Here is a 19,214-nt window from a genome sequence, read left to right on the forward strand (position 1 = left end):
AACTTGCAGGACAACGCGACCGAGGCACAAGTTAAGAACACACTTAAGTGTGGACAGTGTCCACATCCTGTTTGGCACTACAAAGAGAAACACCAGCAGCCTTCTTGGCGCCTTAGAGAGCGAGTCCCGAGAGCTGCACGCCAAAGACGTTGTCGTCGTGTTGTTCCCAAAGCTGGCAACCATGAGCTGGTGTTGGCCATCCACGACCAACCAGACAGAACCGGAACGAGGAGCCGCATAACCCCACCCCAGAGCAGGTGGAGGGCCCACCAGCCGGGCCCTGAACTCGTCTCCCACACATTTGAATAGGCCACCGCGGCGGCCAGGCCACAGCCGCGAACCAGCGTCAGAGGGACCCCACCACAAGCTTTGTACACACGTTAAAGCAAAAACCCCCTCTGACGAGGGGGAATGCTGTGCCCGAGGTGGGACTCGAACCGCATTCCAGGCCCCGGAAACACAGGGAACTCCCGAAAACATAGGCAATACGAGCCAATCCGGCCGATGTACGACCCAGTCCGAGACCCAAAGTGTGTATGTTGTACACACCCCAAATCTCACCCTGACTCCCCTGCTCACCGCACGTCAAAGAATTGAGACAATCAACTCGGGGTCCCGCCATCGGACCTACCGTCGGATCAGGTGTTTCTGGATCAGGATGGCGCTGCGCTGCAAGTCAATGTCGCCGGCGGCCACTCCCACAACCAGGTCGAATCCCTCGTCGGTGTTGAAGTCGTGGCGGTAGCCGTTGATCCAGAGCAGCAGGACCATCAACGTCCAGGCGGTGCGTTTGTTGCCGTCAATGAGCGGATGAAACCTGGCCACGGACTCGAGGAGCGCTGCGGCCTTCATGGCCAGTTGAGGATAGGCATCCGTGCCCATGACCGTCGTTGCCGGGCGCGCCAAAGCCGAGGCGAGCAGCCCGACGTCACGGATGTGGAACCCGTACCGGTCGATCACTTGCAGTGCGTCCTCGATTTCGAGGTACGAACTCATGCATCCTCAAGGCGTTTGAGCAGCTCTGCGTCATGGCTCATCACGAAATCCAGACCCTCATTGATCTCGCGGCGGCGGCCGTGCCGTTGCAGGACCAGCTCGGCACCCTGGAGCAGCAGCGCGGATTTGGATGTGTGCTCCTCGGCAGCAAGCTCATCGAGACGGCGGTCGAGGTCCTCGGGAACACGCAGATTCATGGCCATAAATAATGGTACCAACCCAGTACCGCGACAACCCGCGGAATTTAGAGGATTGCAGTGCTGCGCGAGGTGCCTATCACCGTCACAGCAAAGAAGCCCGTCGATCCGGTGTGGGACGACCTCGGCCACCATTCGTCGGATATGAGAACGGCATCACCCCGGACGAGGTGTACGGGTATGCGTCGTAGGCGAGTTCGTCCAGGGCGGCAGCCAGCGCTGCCGCCTTAGCCTCCGAAGGTGCCCAACCTGCGTCCGTCCCATTCACGGCCACAGCGTTCGCATCCCAAATAATCGCTCCCGTTTGTCTTTGGGGCGTCCCGAATCAGTTACCCAGAATCCTGATCCGACAATTCGGAACCGGCTGGAAGGAAGTTCATGGAGTTCGAGAATCGATAACCCGGGCCTCGTCGAGCCCAGCCTTCCTTGCGCCCTCACGCCGCAAACTCAGCCTTCGGCTCCGAAGTACGAGTTCTAAGGGAACTCGGGAACGAGAGGGCGGCTCTACAGCCGCAATCGGACTACGAGGTTGGTGCGTCGTCCCGCCCAAGATTAGGGGCGTCCGTTACGAATCGGCTGGGCTCCATCGCCTCCTTTTCGGCAGCCGGACGGAACCAAAAACCTTCTGAATAATCCCCATCAGCGAGGCATAACAGCCGTCTATTCAGTTCTGACCTGACAGGATGGGGTGTTGCCGCAGCGACGTCCGGCGGCGGCGTTCGTCGTTGAGGGAGGAAAGTGGCTCGTAGACCTGACTGGTGGTACACCATGGGCGAGGCTCGGCGCCAAGCATGTGTGGCCGTTGACTTTTACAACAGGCCGGGTGAGCGCCAGAGCTATGCGGACTTTGTTGTTCATATGCACCTCGCTTGGCAAAACCTCCTTCACGCCCAGTTCATGCGGAAGAAGACCAATATCTACTTTCGTGCATCCAAGGGCAGCCGTCTTTACAAACGCGACAAGTTCGGTCAGAAGCAGTCCTGGCACCTGCAAACATGCCTTGATGTTTCTTACAAAGAAAAGGACCCAATTCGGCTCAACGTTGAGTTCTTCATTGGCTTGCGAAACTCCATCGAGCATAGATTCGAGCGAAGCCTAGTTATCGCTACTGCCGCTCACGCCCATGCCTACGTGATCAACTTCGAAGCTGAACTTACGCGACTCTTCGGCGTGGCGGAGTCGCTCGCAGACGAGTTGCGGTTCCCCGTGTTTGTCCAGTCCCTTTCACCTGAGGGTATGGACGAGCAACGAAGCCTCCGGCGTGGTCTGCCCTTGGAAGCTAAGACTTACATTTCCGAATTCGAAGCGAGCATCCCCGACGCTATCCGCCAAGACCCCCGCTTCGAATATCGAATCCAACTCCAGCCCATCCGCGGAGTGAAAGACGAAGCCGATCTTGCCTTCAAGTTCGTCAACGCCAAGGAGCTTTCAGAAGAGGATCTAGCGGAGGCCATGGCGGCAGGAAAAACCGGCAAGGTGCTCATCTTTGAGAAACTCAAAGCCAGCGGCTTTGACGACGAAATGCTTCCGGCTAATGCAGCGAAGGCCGTGCAGGAGCAGACCAAGTTTCGGTTTTCGGTCAGTGACTTCACCAAAATGCGCCATAGAGACGACGTTGGCCCGCAAAAGGGTCAGCGGCCCTCTGCCAGTTTCGCCGACGGGTCCAAGTGCATCTACAGCACGGCGCACAAGAACCACGTCTACACCAAGGCATACGTCGCTTCCCTCATTCAAGAGCTATCCGATCCCGAGAAACATGAAAAAGCACTGGGTCGAACACCCGAGCCGCCCGGCATCTGACGCAAATGTTTGGCACTTCCATTGCGGGAACCGGTACCGGGCTGGCGCCGTTCCTTGGGGTCGCTCTGAGACGATCAGCCCTTGGCGCTGATCTCGGCGGCGAACTCCGTATTCCCGGACGGATACACACCCGGTGAGTGGCGAGAATGGAAGGGGCAACATCCGCAGAACTGCTGACGACAACTGTCCCCGCGATCAGTCCGCGACCCTCGCTCACACATGGCTAACAGCCGCACTGCATGCTCCGCCGATCGACCTCACGCGAACAACGCCGACCTGTTGGGTTGAATCTTGTACCGGAAAGTCATCTGATGCTGGCCGTCGACCGCCGATTCCCGGGTAACAACCCAGTCGAGTAGAAGAACAGCGTAGTAACCAGCGACGTTACGCAGAATGGCTGCATCGCCCACCTTGATCGTGCGACTTCTGGACGAAGAATCGAACTGACTCGCGTCCTTGACGCCCCCAAAGTTCGTAGCTTTCGGGGCCAACGCCACGGTCTGGATATCGGCCGGGTCTCGGTATACATGAACAGACCCATGCCCTGCTTCTGTCACCATGACGGTGAACGCCATATCACCGGCACCGATCACATAGTTGCCGCTGTTGTTCGTGTAGTCGAAGGTGACCTGACCGGAGGCAGCCGGTGACACGTAACGCGCAGGATCATTCCGCAGCGCGTGGGACACCTCGGGGGGTGGGACTAGGCCGAATGGGCTCGGCCCGAGCGGGGGCACTGCCTGGATCTGTCGCCCATGGATGTCGTGAATCAGCTCGGCGTAGTTCTGCTCGTGGAAAGTATCGTCCCGAAAGTCGACATACTTAGCGGCTCCCAAGAAGGTTGGCATCTCAGGACTGGAAGTCCTGTGCCTTATGACGGGTATTACGAGCTCCGAGTTAAGATCCTCCATGAGCCTAGGTGTCAGCATTTTCTTCTCATAACCCACCCCACCCTTCGGTGCATTCGCCCTTGCGATGTACTTGTCGCTGCACACGACGATGATGCGATCCGCCGAGGAAACGCCCTCCTCCATGAAGCGTGCGAGGTCCGCCCCCAGCCTCGTGTCCCAAACATCAAGGACGACATCCACTCCGTTACTCCGCAGTCGGGTAGCAAGCTGGAGCACCCATGCCTGGTGCTCATCGTCATCCCATGCATACGACATAAAAGCGCGGGGGGCAGGAGTGGTTTCGGTCATGACTATCCAATTCTGGTTCTGACTACTAGAACTCCATACTGCACTGCCGCCCCGCCTCGACTCGAACCGCCGCGGCCCTTGACCCCTTCGGCTCAGGTCTTACGGGGTTTGGGCACCCCACGCAGAACGGCCAGCTGCCACAGTGGAATCATCCTCAAGCGCTACCCTTTCCAGCACCAGGAACGGCCGCCGCGTCCCCCGGTTCCTGTATCGCTTGGGTCCACGCAAGCCGCGCCCCAAACAGATCTCTCGATCGGAACTCCATCTGCAACCGACCGGGATCTGGCTCCGCACCAGGCTCCAAGCAGTCCTCTGCCGAAACATCGAGGACCAAAGAGATGCCGCCTTCATGCGCGGCGGATGGATACCGAATCCCCCGCACGCCCTCGCGACCCCAGCGTATGCGTAGAAGATATTCGCTCATGACCTGAGTAGGAACGTAATCAATCTGATCGCGTCCTGTCTCGATTGGCTCCGACAAGCGGTCCACGAAGGAGCGGAGGAAGCCAATCTTCCACCCCTGTTCGCGCCGGTCCCGGTCGAACGGACTCGGCAAAGGCGGAATCTCAGTCAAATCGACTACTCGAAAGGGAATTGTCGAGCTGAACTTGCCGACAGAGGCGCTCCTATGCTCCGTTCGCACACTCACCTCATCAAGAACAACATCGGCGGATTCGCCCGCGTAGAACATCGGGATTCCTGCTGGGCTCATGCGGTTTCCCTGGAGGGAGGCACCTACCGGCGGTGTCCCCAGGCTCTTCGCGCTCGACGGAACATCCTGCTTCTTCGCAAATGTCCTCGTCCGGAAGAAGACCTGCCCACGGTTGTAGTTCTTGAACAAATCAAGCTCATCGATCATGTCGCCAACACGGCGCAGGGCCGTTGCCGGTTCAATCTCCCAAGGCCGACGGTTCTCGGCTTTCTCATCAACTGCTTCACGTTGGAGCCAGAAGACATACCTAGTCTCGTGCTTGATTACGCGGCAGAACTCCAGCCAAGCGGCGTCAAGCAACGCCGCAGGCCCGTAGTCGGGGTCCGTTCTGTCAACCCAGTCTCTCGACTCCATCCGAGCACGCAGCTCTTCGATAATCTCGGGACTCGCCTCGTCCTCGAACACATCGTGGAAATCCTCAAGAAGGTCCCAGGTGTCCCACGTCTCTGCTCCCACAAAGCCGCCCTCGGAGGACACATAGGGGACGGAATTCAAGGCATCGTCATAGAGGAAGTGAACACCGTCGACAAATGCATCAAGGAGTGAATCGAACGGAGCCGAGACCGCGTGTCCGCACGTAGTGCATGGACCCTCGCCTTCAATTTCCTCGGCCTCGACCACTGCTTTCAGCGCATAGTCATTGATACAAAAACTGCAGATCCGTTTCTCGCTCGACGACCAACCGCGCGCCCATTGCTCCTCCAACTGCCTTTTTGCTCCACCCATGTGATGAGCATAACGACCCCAGGAAGCCGGGTTGGCTGTCGCGACGTCATACACCGGACCATGCAGTTGTCACACTGGCTCACATCAGCGACGCTCGTCCCCACCGGCAACACTCGTATACAGGGCTCGGGACTAGACGTGCCAAACGTCCCGAGGAATGGAGCACCCTGCCCGATACGCCCGACAATGGTCAGATACACGGTTCGCCCAGACAAAGCCTCCACGACACCGCCCACTCCGACGACCATCGACGAGCCGCCCAGCCTGGAAAGGAACCTCCAAATGGCCAAGCCCGAAACCCTCCCGCAGTCCCAAAGTTGGACGCGACAAAAGCCCCATGCGGTTCGAACCTTGCCACGGCTGCGCCGCGCAGGCCACCTGGGGACACCAGCAAAGCCTTTGTCGAATCAAGCTTCCGTGCGAGACCTCGCGGCTAGACAGCGTCGCCCCACCATGCGCGGGCGCAGCCTGCCGATGTCCATCGTCGAGGGCTGAGGACTGCCAGGATCCACATGTCCGGTCTAACTCTGACGAATAGGCCATCTGCGCGGGGCAGGACAGCGAAGCCGCCGTGACCCCGCCGTCCACAAAAAGTGATTTGTGCACAGTCAGACGGCCAAAGGCCTCCTGGTCTGCGGAAGACGTGGCCCAAGTTGAGACTCGAGCTGGCTTCCGGGCCTTCCGAACACTGGGAACTCCCGAATACATAGCCAATCCCGAATTGGGGCCAGTCCGGCCGATATACTCCCCGGTCCGACGTGTTATTTCTCTGGACATGGTGACAGTTCTGTATCAGCACCTCGGCGACGCTTCCGGAGTCTTGGTGGTGACACTTCTGCCGTTCTGATGGGTGGATGAGTGGAGTTGAACATGTTGATCCTCGTGTCCGTTTAGCGATCTCGCAGTGGCCGGATGATCCGCCGCGTGATGCCGTGACATTGTTCTGTACCGAGCATGGCATCTCCCGTAAGACGTTCTTTGTGTCGTTGGGCCGGGCCCGGGCCGAGGGCCCGGGCGCGGCGTCGGAACCGCGCTCCCGCCGGCCGCGCACGAGACCGTCCAGGATCGGTGAGGCCCGGTGCGTTCTTCGGGATTCCGTTTCGGGACTCACGCGCATCTGCTCGTCATCGGGAAATTCCTTGATCAGCAGCTTCGAAATCTGATCCGGGGACCAGCGGGTGAGGAGCTTGGTTTTCACGTAGTCGTGCAGGTCCCCGGGTTCTGCCACTGACTGTCCTTCGGCCGTGCACGGGCCGCCTTGGCAGCCCGGTGGGCACCGTAAGGCCTGCCGATCGCCCTGCATGGAGGTCCGGTGGGAGCGCAGATCCGCGATCCTCTCCCGCTCCTGCGGGGAAAGGCAGCGGGCGCTGATGGGCTGCTCCAGAGCTTCCAACACCACCGCGGCGGGTGCGGGCTCCCGTCACGGAGGCCGGCAGCTCCGGCACCGCCACTGCCGTCAGCTCTGGTGCCGCTGCAAGGGGCGGAGGTTCCGCGAATGTAGTTCTCACTTCCTGTCTATACGGCAGATCCGCGGCTTGGCCCTGGGGCGCGGCCGTGTCCATGCAGCCTTTTGCAGGTCCCACACGTAGGAGCTCTGTGTGCTGGCGCCGACGGCGAGGGCGGCATCCCTCCGGCCAGCTCCTTCCCGACGCAGGCGCAGGTAGAGGCGCTGCTTTGCCGATGGGCCTCGCGTACCGACGGAGACCAGACCGGCGGCCTTGGCCCAGTTGTGGCAGGTGGAGTGGTTCAGGCCCAGTTTGCCGGGCTGCCGCGCTGACATTGCCGACTTTGCGCAGCAGACCCATGAACTCCTCATTCACCGGCGGTGTATGGCGTTGCGCAGGAGCAGGCTTCCCGGTTCTTACGGCCCGAGGTCTTCTCCTGGCAGGATTGACCTTGCCGGCCCAGTTATGCGCGGTGCTGATGTTCAATCCCAGCTCCTGGGCCGCCGCAATGATGGTGCCGGTCCGGTCCAGAACGGCATCGAAGTGATCCTTGTCCGCCTGGCTGTACTGGTGCTACGGCCTGATCCCGGCAGCGTTCGCCCACTTCTGGCAGGTACTCCTATTGATACTGAGCTCCTGAGCCGCCTCGGCGACAGTTCCCAACCACGCCACGGCGGACAGGAAATCCTGTCTTTGCGCACGGGTACGAGACTGCTGCTGACGCTTCACGGCAGCCCCAGACAAAGGCGCCGGTTCTTCCGGCAAAGGAGATTTTTCCTTAGGAGAGATTTTTTTGATGGCGATTCCATGGGTGTTGCGACTCCCGATTATTCGGGGGAGGGTGTTGCAACGTTCACTAGAACTCGCCCCAGCGGGCATTTTCGTGGCCGTCTATGGGCAGTTTTTCATGGCCGCTAACAGTAACACCAGTTCGCTGGTCAAAGTATCAACGAACCCTGGCCGGTCCCTTGCCACGGGCCGCCGGGCGCAGAGCGGAGTGGTCTCCCCTCGTCGATGGCACCTTCTCGCTTCCTTCGGCGCGCTCCGATCGTCGCACGCACTATCAACTTCAGTGAAGACTCGCACGCTAAGTGGCTTCGAGGTGATACTCTCATCAAAAAGTGAAGGAGAGAAACGAAAGTTTGCATTATACACCTGATTGTCCAACTTATGTCTAAAACACGACTTTTCTTAATCAAAAAGTTGTAATACGCTCACCATCATCTTCCGCGTCAAGGGAGACAGAATGGCCAGCATCGGCCTCGGACGATTGGAAACACATGGAGAAGCGCTGCAGCATAGTCGGTTGTGGACAGGCAGATGAGTTGACCTGGGGGATGTGCGGCAAGCACTTCCAACGCTTCCACCTACATGGACAAGTGGAACTACCTCCGGAAAAAGAACATCCAACACCCGCAACCGGCCTCAAGCATTCCTCTCCTGCTCTTGGCATAGGAGCGCAGGTGAGCACTCCCCCGAAGAAAAGATGTCGCATCGGCGGAGACGGCTGCACATCGGGCCAGTTGTACGAAGACGACGTCTGCGGTAAGCACTACAGGCGCAAGAAGGCCTATGGCACCTACGAGCTGCTGTGCTCAGTTGGGAAAGAAGAATGCGGCCCGCAGACGCGTCTCCACGGCGGGATGTGCCGACACCACCGCTTTTACGCGGACGCCCTCCCGTGCATCGAGCCGGATTGCGACGTCGTTCCAACGGTATCCACCAACAAATTCGTCGGGGGCAGGTGCCCCATGCACGATCAGCGCTTCCGGAAGGCACAGCGGGTTGCTGAGGCCGGCGAGGAAAAGTGCCGCGTCGGCGTCGACTGCGGCGCCCAGAACAAGCTCTACGAGGGTCTCTGCCGCAAGCACTGGAACCTCTGGGAAACCTACGGCTCATTCGAGATTCCAATCTGCTTGGAAGAAGACTGCGACGTAACGCCGGATACGGATCCCAGCAAGCAGTTCAAGGCAGGCCGCTGCAACATGCACTATCTCCGCTTCACCCGGGCACTGGCCCGCGCCCGCGAGCTCGGGATACGGCTATGTCCGCACTGCGGCTACGACATGTCGAAGGCACGCCGCAACTCGAAACATTGCAGCCCGAAGTGCACCCAGGATGCCAGCGCTGCTCGGAATATTGTCAACATCCGCATCCGCAGGCGCATCGGAGAGGCCCTGCGGAAAGCGCAAAAGCTGGAGAATCTCGGAAGCGTCCCCTTCACGGTCGCTGACTGGCTGGAGCTAGCTGAACGGCTCGAATACCGCTGCACCTACTGCGGTCGCGTCAGGGAGCCCGAAGACCTCCACATGGACCACATCGTTCCCCTGCACAAGACCAGCGGAGGACCCCATGCCCTCTACAACATCACACCCGCATGCTCCGCCTGCAACACCGCGAAGAAACACCGGCCCTTGTTGATTGAGTGGGCCCCGCCCCTCCTCGGAGGAAAGCCGCGCTGGGACAAGTCGGCACCCCGCGGCAAGAAGGGGAACCCTTGGGTGCCTTCGACCTGGCGGGACGCAAACGGCCTACTCCCCTCCGTTGTGACAGCCGCGCAACCCTACCCAGAACTGCTTCGGGCGATACACGTAAGCGAGGCGTTCTACGTCAAGAAGAACCTGTCTCCCTAAGAACTGCACGCTCTGGAAGCACTTTCCAGCGCACGCACGCTGAGCGACAGCAGCAGAGCAGTGGGCCTCGCTTGCGACGCCGCGGCCGCGGCCAGCGGGCGGGACCTACGGAATACCGCGACTGGATTATGGCCCTGCAAGCTTTTGACCAAGATGTCGAGTCGGTCAGACCTGTGGCCAAACCCGGACCCCGGGTCTGGCGGGAAGTCGGACAGGCCCACATCACCGGCTTGCAAAGAGGCCAAAAATAGCCCGCTTGGACTCGGAGCGAGCCCCGAACGCTTCACCAACTGCACCAGCGCAGCTACTTTTCCGAGTAACTGCGCTGGTGCCGTGGTTCATCAGGAAGCGGCAGCCGCCTGAGACGTACTTCCGGCGAGTCGCAGCCAGGTATCCACAACGGTGTCGGGGTTCAGGGAGACGGAATGAATGCCTTCATCTACCAGCCATTCGGCAAAGTCCGCGTGATCGCTGGGACCTTGGCCACAAATGCCGACGTATTTGCCGCGGGCCTGGCAAGCTTTGATCGCCATGCTCAGTAGCTTCTTTACGGCTGGGTTTCGTTCATCAAAGCCTCCGGAAACGATCGCGGAGTCCCGGTCCAGGCCCAAGGCCAGTTGCGTCATGTCATTGGAACCGATCGAGAATCCATCGAAGTGGTCAAGGAATTCGTCGGCGAGCAGGGCGTTGGACGGAACCTCGCACATCATGATGACCTCAAGGCCGTTGTCGCCGCGTTTGAGGCCGTTTTCGGCCAGCAGGTCAATGACGCCTTTGGCCTCGTCCAGGGTGCGCACGAAGGGGATCATCAACTTGACGTTCGTGAGGCCCATCTCGTTGCGGACAAAGGACAAAGCCTCGCACTCGAGATCGAAGCAGTCCCGGAAGGTAGGCTCCAGGTATCGTGAGGCGCCGCGGAACCCGATCATCGGGTTCTCTTCGTGTGGTTCGTAAGCGGGTCCGCCGATCAAGTTCGCGTATTCGTTGGACTTGAAGTCGGACATGCGGACAATGACCGGTTCAGGTGCGAAGGCCGCCGCAATGGTGGATACGCCCTCGGCCAGTCGCTTGATGTAGTAGTCGCGAGGGCCATCGTATGCCGAGATCCGCTCCCGGATCTCCGCTGCGATATCGGCAGGCTGGTCGGCGAGGTTCAGCAACGCCTTGGGATGGATACCAATCTGCCGGTTGATGATGAATTCCAGGCGGGCAAGCCCTACCCCGTGGTTGGGCAGCTGCGCGAAGGTGAACGCCTGTTCCGGGGTGCCTACATTCATCATGACCTTGACCGGCGCTTCAGGCAGTTGGGTGATTTCCGTTTCCTCAACGCTGAAATCCAAGAGCCCTTCGTAGATCATGCCGGTCTCGCCATCAGCACATGAAACGGTCACCTCGAGGCCGTTGCTGAGTGCATCTGTGGCATACCCGGTGCCGACGACGGCGGGTATGCCGAGTTCACGGGCGATGATGGCGGCGTGGCACGTGCGCCCGCCGCGGTTGGTCACGATGGCCGAGGCGCGCTTCATGATCGGTTCCCAGTCCGGGTCGGTCATATCGGCGACGAGGACGTCGCCGGTCTTGAAGGCGGCCATTTGGTCGATCGAGGTGAGGATGCGGACGCTGCCGGCGCCGATCCGCTGGCCGATGGCGCGGCCCTCAACCAGCACGCGGCCTTCGCCGTTAAGCCGGAACCGGCTCAGGCTCCCCGCAGCACGTCGGGACTGCACGGTTTCCGGGCGTGCCTGAAGGATGTAGAGTCCACCATCGATCCCGTCTTTTCCCCATTCGATGTCCATGGGGCGACCGTAGTGGTTTTCGATGGCGACGGCATGCCGGGCAAGCTGCTCGACGTCGTGGTCGCTGAGACTAAAGCGGTTCCGCAGCTCGGCTTCCACCGGTACGAAGTCAATGGTGCGGCCGACTTCAGAAGAGTCCGTGTAGGTCATTTGGAGGGCTTTCTCCCCCAGACCGCGTTTGAGAACTGCAGGCCGGCCAGCCTGCAGTGCGGGTTTGTAAACGTAGAACTCATCCGGATTAACGGCACCCTGGACGACGGCCTCGCCCAGACCGTAGGAAGATGTGACGAAGACGGCGTCCTTGAAACCGGATTCGGTGTCCATAGTGAACATGACGCCGGAAGCGCCAAGGTCTGAACGCACCATTCGCTGAACGCCGGCCGACAATGCGACGTCGGCGTGTTCGAACTTGTGGTGCACGCGATAGGCGATGGCCCGGTCGTTATAGAGGGACGCGAACACGTCCTTGATCGCGAGCAGGATGTTCTCGATGCCACGAATGTTCAGGAAGGTTTCCTGCTGCCCGGCGAACGATGCATCCGGAAGGTCTTCCGCGGTGGCGCTGGAACGGACGGCCCAGGAGAGGTCCTTGGAACCGCCGTGCTTGTCCACCAGCTTCTGGTAGGAGTCCCGGATCTGCGCCTCGAAGTCCGGCAGGAACGGCGTCTCACGCATCATGGACCGGATGTCCTGTCCGGCAGAGGCAAGGGCTGTCACGTCATCGGTGTCCAAGGCGACCAGCCGGTCGGCGATCTTCTGGTCCAGACCCGAATCAGCCAAGAAATTGCGGTACGCATCCGCGGTCGTGGCGAATCCGTCCGGGACCTGGACCCCGGCTGAGGTCAGGTTCTGAACCATCTCACCGAGCGAGGCGTTCTTTCCGCCCACCCGGTCCAGGTCCTTGAGCCCGAGTTCGGAAAACCACAGGATGTCATTCGTCATAGTTACTGCTCCTTTGCAGTTGATGGCATGCGCGGGTGCACCCAGCCCACGCGGGTAGGTGGAGGGCACATTTCTGTACACCATGGCAGGTTGTCAGTGTACTTTCCACCGGATGTGGGCCGTGACACATAAGGGTTGTACACGCTTTTCTAATGTTTCAGATTCATTCGCTGAAGGATGGTAGCGGCCATTTCCTCCACGGACACCGTCGCGGAATTCAGGTATGGGATTCTGTGGGATACATACAGTTGCTCGGCGCTGCGCAACTCGAAGCCGCACTGCCGGAGTGAAGCGTACGCTGAACCGCGACGTCGTTCGGTGCGGATCTGACTCAGGCGCAGCGGGTTGGATGAGAGGCCGAAACACTTCTCAACGAAGGGCCGGAGAGGCTTGGGAAGGCCCTCACGTTCAAAGTCTTCGTCCACCAACGGGAAGTTCGCCGCGAATATGCCGTGCTGAAGAGCCAAGTACATGGTGGTCGGGGTCTTACCGCAACGCGACGGCGCTACCAGAATAACTTGGGCCTTTTCCAGCGCCCGGAGGCTCTGCCCGTCGTCGTGTTCCATCGCGTACTCCACCGCGGCCATCCGGGACTGATACCGCTCCGCGTTGCCCAAGCCGTGGGCCCTGCCGGGTTCGCCGCTCGCCAACGAACCAAGCGCGTCCTCCAACTGCCCGAGGTGCGCCCCAATGAGGTCGACGATGATTCCCTTGCACGTCGCCAAGACATGGCGGATATCACTGCTGACCGCAGTCGAAAACACGATCGGACGCAGGCCAGCATCGGCGAGCCTGTTGATAGTACCGGCCACCGTCCTGGCCTGCTCAACGGACGTGATGAAGGGGACTGTGATGCGGTCAAAATTGTTCGCGGGGAACTGAGTCAACAGTGTGTTGCCGAGTGTTTCCGCGGTGATGCCTGTGCTGTCGGAAAGAAAATAGACAGGCCTGAGATCGTCATTGCTCATGAACGCATTCTTGCACCAAGGCGACGTGCGGTGCGGGCCGTCAACATGGCAAAGGCGTCGAGACCCACTCATCCAGGCGCCCGACCGCGGTGAGGTTGGCTTTGCTCCAAAGTCAGGTGGTAGAGCCCTGCAGGGTCGATGAACACATAGTCATCAGGAAGGCCGCAGCGCCACCCTTGCAGCAGAAATAAAAAGCAGACTTAAGTGTGCACAGGGTACACGCCATCTTTGGTCGGACAAATTCAGAAACGAGACCGGGGCCTCAGGCCAACAATTGAAGGGTGAATCCACAAAAACTTAGAAAAGTTCTTACACGTCATGTCATCAAGACAGCCCCCGCCCATGAATAGGTAAGCGGCCAGCCAGGCCGCCACACCATCACCGAAGGGAGACCCGACCAACCCCACCCCAGAGCAGGCGGAGGGCCCACCAGCCAGGGCAACTGAACCCGCCACCCACACACCTCCATAGGCCACCGCGGCGGCCAGGCCAAAGCCCGCGCCCCTAGCGTCAGAGGCACTTGTCAAGCTTTGTACACACGTTAAAGCAAAAACCCCCTCTGACGAGGGGGAATGCTGTGCCCGAGGTGGGACTCGAACCGGCTTCCAGGCCCTGCAAACAGTGGGAACTCCCGAAAACATAGCCAGTACGGCCCTATCCGACCCCGGTATGACCGAGTCCGACGGCCAAGGTGTGCACATTGTGCACACCCCGTTTTTTGGCCTTCGAACTCCCCCACCGACTGCGCATCAGTAACTCCGGGCCATCATCTGGGACCCTCTCCACCGGACCTACCGTCGAAACAGGTGTTTCTCGATCAGAGTGGCGCTGCGCTGCAAATCGATGTCACCGACGGCCACGCCCACAACAAGGTCGAAGCCCTCGTCGGTGTTGAAGTCGTGCCCGTAACCGTTGATCCACAGCAGCAGGACCATGAGCGTCCAGGCGGTGCGTTTGTTGCGGTCGATTAGCGGATGAAACCTGGCCACGGACTCGAGCAGGGCCGCGGCCTTCATGGCCAGTTGAGGATAGGCTTTCGGGCGGTAGCCGCAAGTGAGGCAACTCTGCTTCGGAGAGCGTGTGCGCCGGCGAAGCCTGGCTAGACCAGCGTTGCAGAGCGTAGGAGTTGCTCAGTGCGGGTTGAGGCGCGTTTGCCACCGTATTTCCCGAAGAGATCGATGACCGTTTGCGCCGACGCGCCGAGATCTTGGGCAGGGCGGGGACTGGCTCCCGGACCATCTGGCCTAATAGGCCAGTCCACAGCCTAGGTGTCATGGTCCTCAGATCGCGTTCCATACGCCACAGCGCTATGGCAACCCCGTGTTCGCAGCGGTTACCTGTCGTGTCGACAGTCACCACTGGGTACAGACGTCCGTCCATGTCAATCTCATTCAGGACCACCATGAGGGGGCCGAATCAGCACCACTTGAGCAAAGGTGTGCGCCGAATCGGTACCTGAGCGCCAGGAGGACCCGACGCCGAGGCGAGTGTTCACCAAACTATTGAATGGCGATGTTGCTTCGGCCACTTGACACTGCCGGTCATTCCATGGTTGGAAGACGGGTTTTGTTGTTTACTGGTGGTATCTCCATTGCCGGACGTGGAAAGAGGCAGATCACCGTGAATTCGGGCCAGCTGGTATGGATCATCGTCGTCATCGTCGTGGCACTCGTCATTGTTGGCCTGGTGGTTTTCTTCGGCCGCAAACGGAAGCTGAAAGCCGATCGGCGTAGGGCGGCCGAGATGCGCCAGCAGGCGGAGACAGATGAACTCGGCGCACGGGAGGGTGAAGCGAAAGCGGCCCGGGCGGAAGCGGACGCACAGCAGGCCGAATTGGATGCCGAACGGCTCCGTCGGGAGGCCCGCGATGGCCGGGAGGACGCCCGGACTGTTCGTGAGGGTTCACAGGAACGGGTTCGGGAAGCAGATGAACTGGATCCGACCAGTGATGCCCGCGGAGGACGGGACAGCCAGGCCGGTGAAAATCGGCCCGGCCCGGACGGCGGCACGGGCCAGCCCGACCGGCCTGCCCAGGGAACCGGGCCGGGGTAAGACATCCCGGCGATGGCCAGAGCAGCCGCATCTAGGGCGGGCCAGAGGATCCGCTGGGGCGGCCGCTCTGTTCCGCGATGGGTCAATTCCCACGAAAATGTCACCAATTGCGTTGAAGCGCCAGCACGATCCGGTATCGGAGGACGAAATGCGGGTCAGAATCGTCATCGGAATATTGGTGGTTGTCTGGCTTGCGATCGGAGTCGCTGCAGCCGCGCAGCGCGGTTATTTCTCCGGACTGCCGGCATCCTGCGCCTCGGCTGGAACTATCGCGCTGACAATCGGTGCCGGACCGCTGAACTACACGGGCCTGAACCCCAGAATCGCCTGTGACATTCCCCACCCATCGCCGTAACCCCGGGCCCGGAGCCCGGCGGCCGAGCCGCAACCGGGTCCTTGTGGAGAGCCCCCGGTGGGGGCTGGATTGCGGAATAGCCACCGGTGCCAACCCGGTCGTGAGTCATTGTTGAACATTTCAAAGAAAAGGCAGGTAACGGTTATGAACATTCTTCTCATCATCGCAGTGGTCCTTGCGATTCTGTTCTTCTTCGGAGGTGGGCTGGTTCCTTCGTTGAACTTCCTGATCTGGGTTGGCGTTATTCTGTTGATCCTCGCTGCCATTGGTTTCTTCGTAGGGCGCAGCAGAAGGACCTGAAAAACCCGGACCGCAAGAGTCTGCGAAGAATCGATTCGACTGGTCGGCCCTAACCGGCGGCAGTTCCGGACTCGCGCCCCTCACTCCCACCGGCCAAACGCCGGACGGGGCCGCATATCGGACGAATCCAACTCGACACCGTGCGGCGTCTGCCCTCCGCGACAGTTCCCGGTTGACCGTTCGACAGATTTCAGCGTCCGGGGCGCGTCAGGGCTACGCGCCGCTTTGTTCTGAAATCGTCTGCGGCCGCACGGATCTGGACCCCCCTGTGAACAGAGGCGTTCCGAATGATCTACACGGCTCCCGTCCGCATCGCGCAGATCACCCCGGGTACCGTCTGCCGACCTTCCCACGGCCGGCCCTTCGCCCGTCCGCGCTCCTGCGGCTGCCGTCCCGGGCGGGCCAGCCGTTCTCCTCAAGTCAACAGAGCAGGAGCCGGCCGCGTCGGCAGGCACCTTACATCCGCGCGAATTTGGTTTTCACCACCAGGTAAAGGCCGTAACAGATCAGACCGGCGCCGACCGCGACCAGCAGATAAACCCCGTACGGCTGATCACGCAGCGCCTTCAGCCCGCCATCCAGGCCGGTGGACTCCTGAGGGCGGGCGCTGGCGGTGGCTATGATGAACAGCAATCCCACCAAGAACAGTGCGACGCCCTCGGCTGCGTAACCGACCACGCCAAGCCCGGTCACGACGGACCGCGCGGTGCCCGGGGGCGGCAGCAGCAGATCCTTCTTGAACGATCCCTTAAGCCCGAGGACCACGAAGACGATGCCGACGACGGCGATCGCGGCGCCGATGATGATCAGCAGGAACGCACCCCCGGGTGCTTTGATGATTGAGACGGTGAAATCGCTGGTGGACTGTCCGCTGTTCTTGCTGGTTCCGCTTGCGGAGGCAGCAAACGTCAGCGCCATGAGGGCGAACACCACGGCCTTGCCGCCCGCCGAGAGTTTCTTTCCGACCTTCGTCTTGGCTTCCAACCGGCCGTAGCCGAAGACGGCGTTACCGGTTTGCCAGAGCGCCAGAGCCACACAGGCGGCGAACCCGGTCCACAGCAGCAGCAATCCTTCGGGCTGGCCGGCGAGCTGGGCGACCGCACCGCCCTGATCCGCTTGTCCGGCCTTGCCGAAGGCCAACTGGATGGCGACGGACCCTGTCAGAACGTGCAAGAGACCGCTGACGGCAAAGCCTGCCCGTGCAGCAATCACAAGAGCCCTGGAGTTCGATGCCTCCTCGACCGCGTTCGCGGCGTCCTTCAGCTCTTTCTTCATGACCGATCCTTAGTGCGAACGCACATACAGATGCAGCGGTGTGCAATACGCCTATTTTGTCATGAGAGTCCACCCTCATGCAGGCCTGGTCTGGCACTGCGAAAGACCCGGACCGGAGCCGGTTCCAACTCAGCACCGACGCGGACCTGCACTCAGCGCCGGAGAGTCACAACCAGATAGACGGGGCGAAATACAGAACCGAATCCATGCGCCGATCCTCCGGCCCGATGGCCACCGATTTCGTTCCCTCCCCATCGCTAATGCCTATCATCCATCGCACCAACGCTTCGACGGTTCTGTCCCTACAATTAACTGTCGGCCTCCACGGCATTCACGACGAGGGGGCGGCCAAGTAAGGAGAATCAGCATGGGTTTGGGTGACAAGATCCACAACGCCGCCGAGAAACTCCACGGCAAGGGCAAAGAGGCAGTCGGCGATGCCACCGGCAACGACCGGATGAAGGCCGAAGGCAAACGGCACCAAGTCAAAGCGGACCTGAAGCAGGCCGGCGAAAAAGTCAAAGACGCCTTCAAGAAACACTAAGACAAGCAGCCAGAAGGCAGGGGTGCGGTCCGGGCGGGCCGCACCCCTGCTTTCTCGTCGCAACATGTACTTTCCGACGGCCGATTGCCCTCCGATGGGCCACTGCGGGTGATGACTTGCTCCCAGGCGATGGGATCTTCACCGGACCGCTTCAGGGCCTCGACCTGGTCAGGGCACCCGGCCGTTCATCCAGTCCGCCAAAGTCCTCTGCTCCCGGATCAGAGTCGTTGGCAAAGACAGCCAGACCTTCGGCCTGGCAGGCCAAGCACCACGGGTACATTCGTCCTCGCAGGGCAACAGCCACGGCGCAAACAGGGAACGTCTGCCACGGCCCTGATCCGCCCGGCAACGGGATTGCGTCTTTTCGCGGCAAAGACACGGTGGGACCATGACTGTATGAGCGAAAATGCCGAACACCGTCCCGACCCGCCGGCTCCCGATGACACGGCAACACACGGGCAGTTTACGCACCTGGACGACTACGGAAACCCATCCACCCATCAAATGCGTATCATTGGCCGGCGCCGCACCGATGCTGAAGCCAAACTTGAGCAGCGACAGCGCGAAACCCGGACCAAACCCTCAGGCTAACGGCGCCGACGGGAGCCGGAAACCGAACATCAAACCTGGATTTGCCTTTCCACCGAATCCCTAGCGAGGGCGCGAATGGCTACCGTCAACCAATCCATTGAAGTCGATGTGCCGGTCTCTGTCGCCTACAACCAATGGACGCAGTTCGAGTCGTTCCCCGAATTCATGGACGGAGTCGAAGCGGTCGAGCAGATCGACGATACGGCACTGCACTTCACGACGAACATCAGCGGAATCAAGAACGAGTTCAACGCCCAAATCCTGGACCAGGTCCCCGACGCACTCATCAGATGGGCCAGCACCGACGGGCCCCGGAACTCCGGTGAAGTCAGGTTCGAGCCCTTGGACGTCAACCGAACGGGCGTCAACGTACATATCGAGTGGGAACCGGAGACATTGAAGGAGAAAATCGGCGCGGTCCTGCGCGCCGACGACCTTCAGGTCTCCGTGGACCTGGAGAAGTTCAAGAAGTTCATCGAACACCCCGGCCAGGAAACCGGAACCTGGCGCGGTGCCGTCTCCGGTGGTGAGGTCGAGGACGGCCGACCTGCGAGCACGGACTACCTCGACACAGGATCCGAGCCAGCCGCGGCTGTGCCCGCCACGGACGACGATACCTCTGCCAGCATCGAGAACGTCGCCCGCCCATCCGACGAACTCTGAGTATCAGCCGACAGAGCACG

General features: G+C 60.5%; 17 protein-coding genes. 8 read left to right on the plus strand and 9 right to left on the minus strand.

The window, feature by feature from the left end:
• Positions 1–627: 627 nt before the first annotated feature.
• Both AC3ANQ_RS13400 and AC3ANQ_RS13405 read right to left on the minus strand, forming a co-directional pair.
• Complete coding sequence (locus AC3ANQ_RS13400; protein WP_488301506.1) at positions 628–996, minus strand: type II toxin-antitoxin system death-on-curing family toxin; 369 nt, start codon at positions 994–996, stop codon at positions 628–630.
• The gene (locus AC3ANQ_RS13405; protein WP_133202525.1) at positions 993–1,193 is read right to left on the minus strand and encodes a ribbon-helix-helix protein, CopG family; all 201 of its coding nucleotides are present in this window, start codon (positions 1,191–1,193) and stop codon (positions 993–995) included. The genes AC3ANQ_RS13400 and AC3ANQ_RS13405 overlap by 4 nt, the downstream gene beginning before the upstream one ends.
• A 768-nt stretch (positions 1,194–1,961) precedes the next feature.
• Between AC3ANQ_RS13405 and AC3ANQ_RS13410 the strand changes: the two genes are divergently transcribed.
• Entirely contained in the window at positions 1,962–2,993 is a 1,032-nt protein-coding gene (locus AC3ANQ_RS13410; RefSeq protein ID WP_488301507.1) for a DUF3644 domain-containing protein, read from the plus strand.
• A gap of 257 nt (positions 2,994–3,250) precedes the next feature.
• Here the strand turns inward: AC3ANQ_RS13410 and AC3ANQ_RS13415 are convergent, their stop codons facing one another.
• The 3 genes from AC3ANQ_RS13415 to AC3ANQ_RS13425 form a co-directional block, all read right to left on the minus strand.
• Positions 3,251–4,192: a toll/interleukin-1 receptor domain-containing protein gene (locus tag AC3ANQ_RS13415; protein ID WP_488301508.1), complete on the minus strand. Its 942-nt coding sequence runs from the start codon at positions 4,190–4,192 to the stop codon at positions 3,251–3,253.
• 154 nt (positions 4,193–4,346) lie between these two features.
• A complete protein-coding gene (locus tag AC3ANQ_RS13420) occupies positions 4,347–5,525 on the minus strand; it encodes a HEPN-associated N-terminal domain-containing protein (protein WP_488301509.1) in 1,179 nt (392 codons plus the stop codon).
• Between the two features lie 1,609 nt (positions 5,526–7,134).
• Positions 7,135–7,410, minus strand: a complete 276-nt coding sequence (locus AC3ANQ_RS13425; protein WP_488301510.1) for a hypothetical protein — start codon at positions 7,408–7,410, stop codon at positions 7,135–7,137.
• 1,128 nt (positions 7,411–8,538) lie between these two features.
• On the opposite strand from AC3ANQ_RS13425, the gene AC3ANQ_RS13430 reads away from it, so the two are divergent.
• Complete coding sequence (locus AC3ANQ_RS13430) at positions 8,539–9,708, plus strand: HNH endonuclease (RefSeq protein ID WP_488301511.1); 1,170 nt, start codon at positions 8,539–8,541, stop codon at positions 9,706–9,708.
• A gap of 341 nt (positions 9,709–10,049) precedes the next feature.
• On the opposite strand, the gene ppsA is transcribed toward AC3ANQ_RS13430, so the two are convergent.
• From ppsA to AC3ANQ_RS13445, 3 genes are all read right to left on the minus strand, one after another.
• Positions 10,050–12,446 carry a phosphoenolpyruvate synthase gene (ppsA, locus tag AC3ANQ_RS13435; RefSeq protein WP_488301512.1) on the minus strand — a complete coding sequence of 799 codons (2,397 nt, stop codon included), beginning with the start codon at positions 12,444–12,446 and terminating at the stop codon, positions 10,050–10,052.
• A 149-nt stretch (positions 12,447–12,595) separates the two neighbouring features.
• On the minus strand, positions 12,596–13,414 hold the full coding sequence (locus AC3ANQ_RS13440) for a pyruvate, water dikinase regulatory protein (RefSeq protein WP_488301513.1): 819 nt from the start codon (positions 13,412–13,414) through the stop codon (positions 12,596–12,598).
• A 791-nt stretch (positions 13,415–14,205) separates the two neighbouring features.
• Entirely contained in the window at positions 14,206–14,436 is a 231-nt protein-coding gene (locus AC3ANQ_RS13445; RefSeq protein WP_488305326.1) for a type II toxin-antitoxin system death-on-curing family toxin, read from the minus strand.
• Between the two features lie 598 nt (positions 14,437–15,034).
• On the opposite strand from AC3ANQ_RS13445, the gene AC3ANQ_RS13450 reads away from it, so the two are divergent.
• From AC3ANQ_RS13450 to AC3ANQ_RS13460, 3 genes are all read left to right on the plus strand, one after another.
• Positions 15,035–15,466, plus strand: coding sequence for a hypothetical protein (locus AC3ANQ_RS13450; RefSeq protein ID WP_488301514.1), 432 nt, complete (start codon positions 15,035–15,037; stop codon positions 15,464–15,466).
• Between the two features lie 97 nt (positions 15,467–15,563).
• Positions 15,564–15,821, plus strand: a complete 258-nt coding sequence (locus AC3ANQ_RS13455; RefSeq protein WP_488301515.1) for a hypothetical protein — start codon at positions 15,564–15,566, stop codon at positions 15,819–15,821.
• A 144-nt stretch (positions 15,822–15,965) separates the two neighbouring features.
• Positions 15,966–16,121: a hypothetical protein gene (locus AC3ANQ_RS13460; RefSeq protein WP_332603613.1), complete on the plus strand. Its 156-nt coding sequence runs from the start codon at positions 15,966–15,968 to the stop codon at positions 16,119–16,121.
• Between the two features lie 456 nt (positions 16,122–16,577).
• Here the strand turns inward: AC3ANQ_RS13460 and AC3ANQ_RS13465 are convergent, their stop codons facing one another.
• Entirely contained in the window at positions 16,578–17,396 is an 819-nt protein-coding gene (locus AC3ANQ_RS13465) for a DUF1206 domain-containing protein (RefSeq protein WP_488301516.1), read from the minus strand.
• Positions 17,397–17,763: 367 nt separating this feature from the next.
• Between AC3ANQ_RS13465 and AC3ANQ_RS13470 the strand changes: the two genes are divergently transcribed.
• The 3 genes from AC3ANQ_RS13470 to AC3ANQ_RS13480 all read left to right on the plus strand — a co-directional run bounded on the left by AC3ANQ_RS13470 (position 17,764) and on the right by AC3ANQ_RS13480 (position 19,194).
• Complete coding sequence (locus tag AC3ANQ_RS13470; RefSeq protein WP_332603618.1) at positions 17,764–17,940, plus strand: CsbD family protein; 177 nt, start codon at positions 17,764–17,766, stop codon at positions 17,938–17,940.
• A gap of 396 nt (positions 17,941–18,336) precedes the next feature.
• Positions 18,337–18,531, plus strand: a complete 195-nt coding sequence (locus AC3ANQ_RS13475; protein ID WP_488301517.1) for a hypothetical protein — start codon at positions 18,337–18,339, stop codon at positions 18,529–18,531.
• 75 nt (positions 18,532–18,606) lie between these two features.
• Positions 18,607–19,194: an SRPBCC family protein gene (locus AC3ANQ_RS13480; RefSeq protein WP_488301518.1), complete on the plus strand. Its 588-nt coding sequence runs from the start codon at positions 18,607–18,609 to the stop codon at positions 19,192–19,194.
• The last annotated feature ends 20 nt before the right edge of the window (positions 19,195–19,214 follow it).

The sequence above is a fragment of the Arthrobacter sp. DMZ02-1R genome, assembly GCF_057747935.1.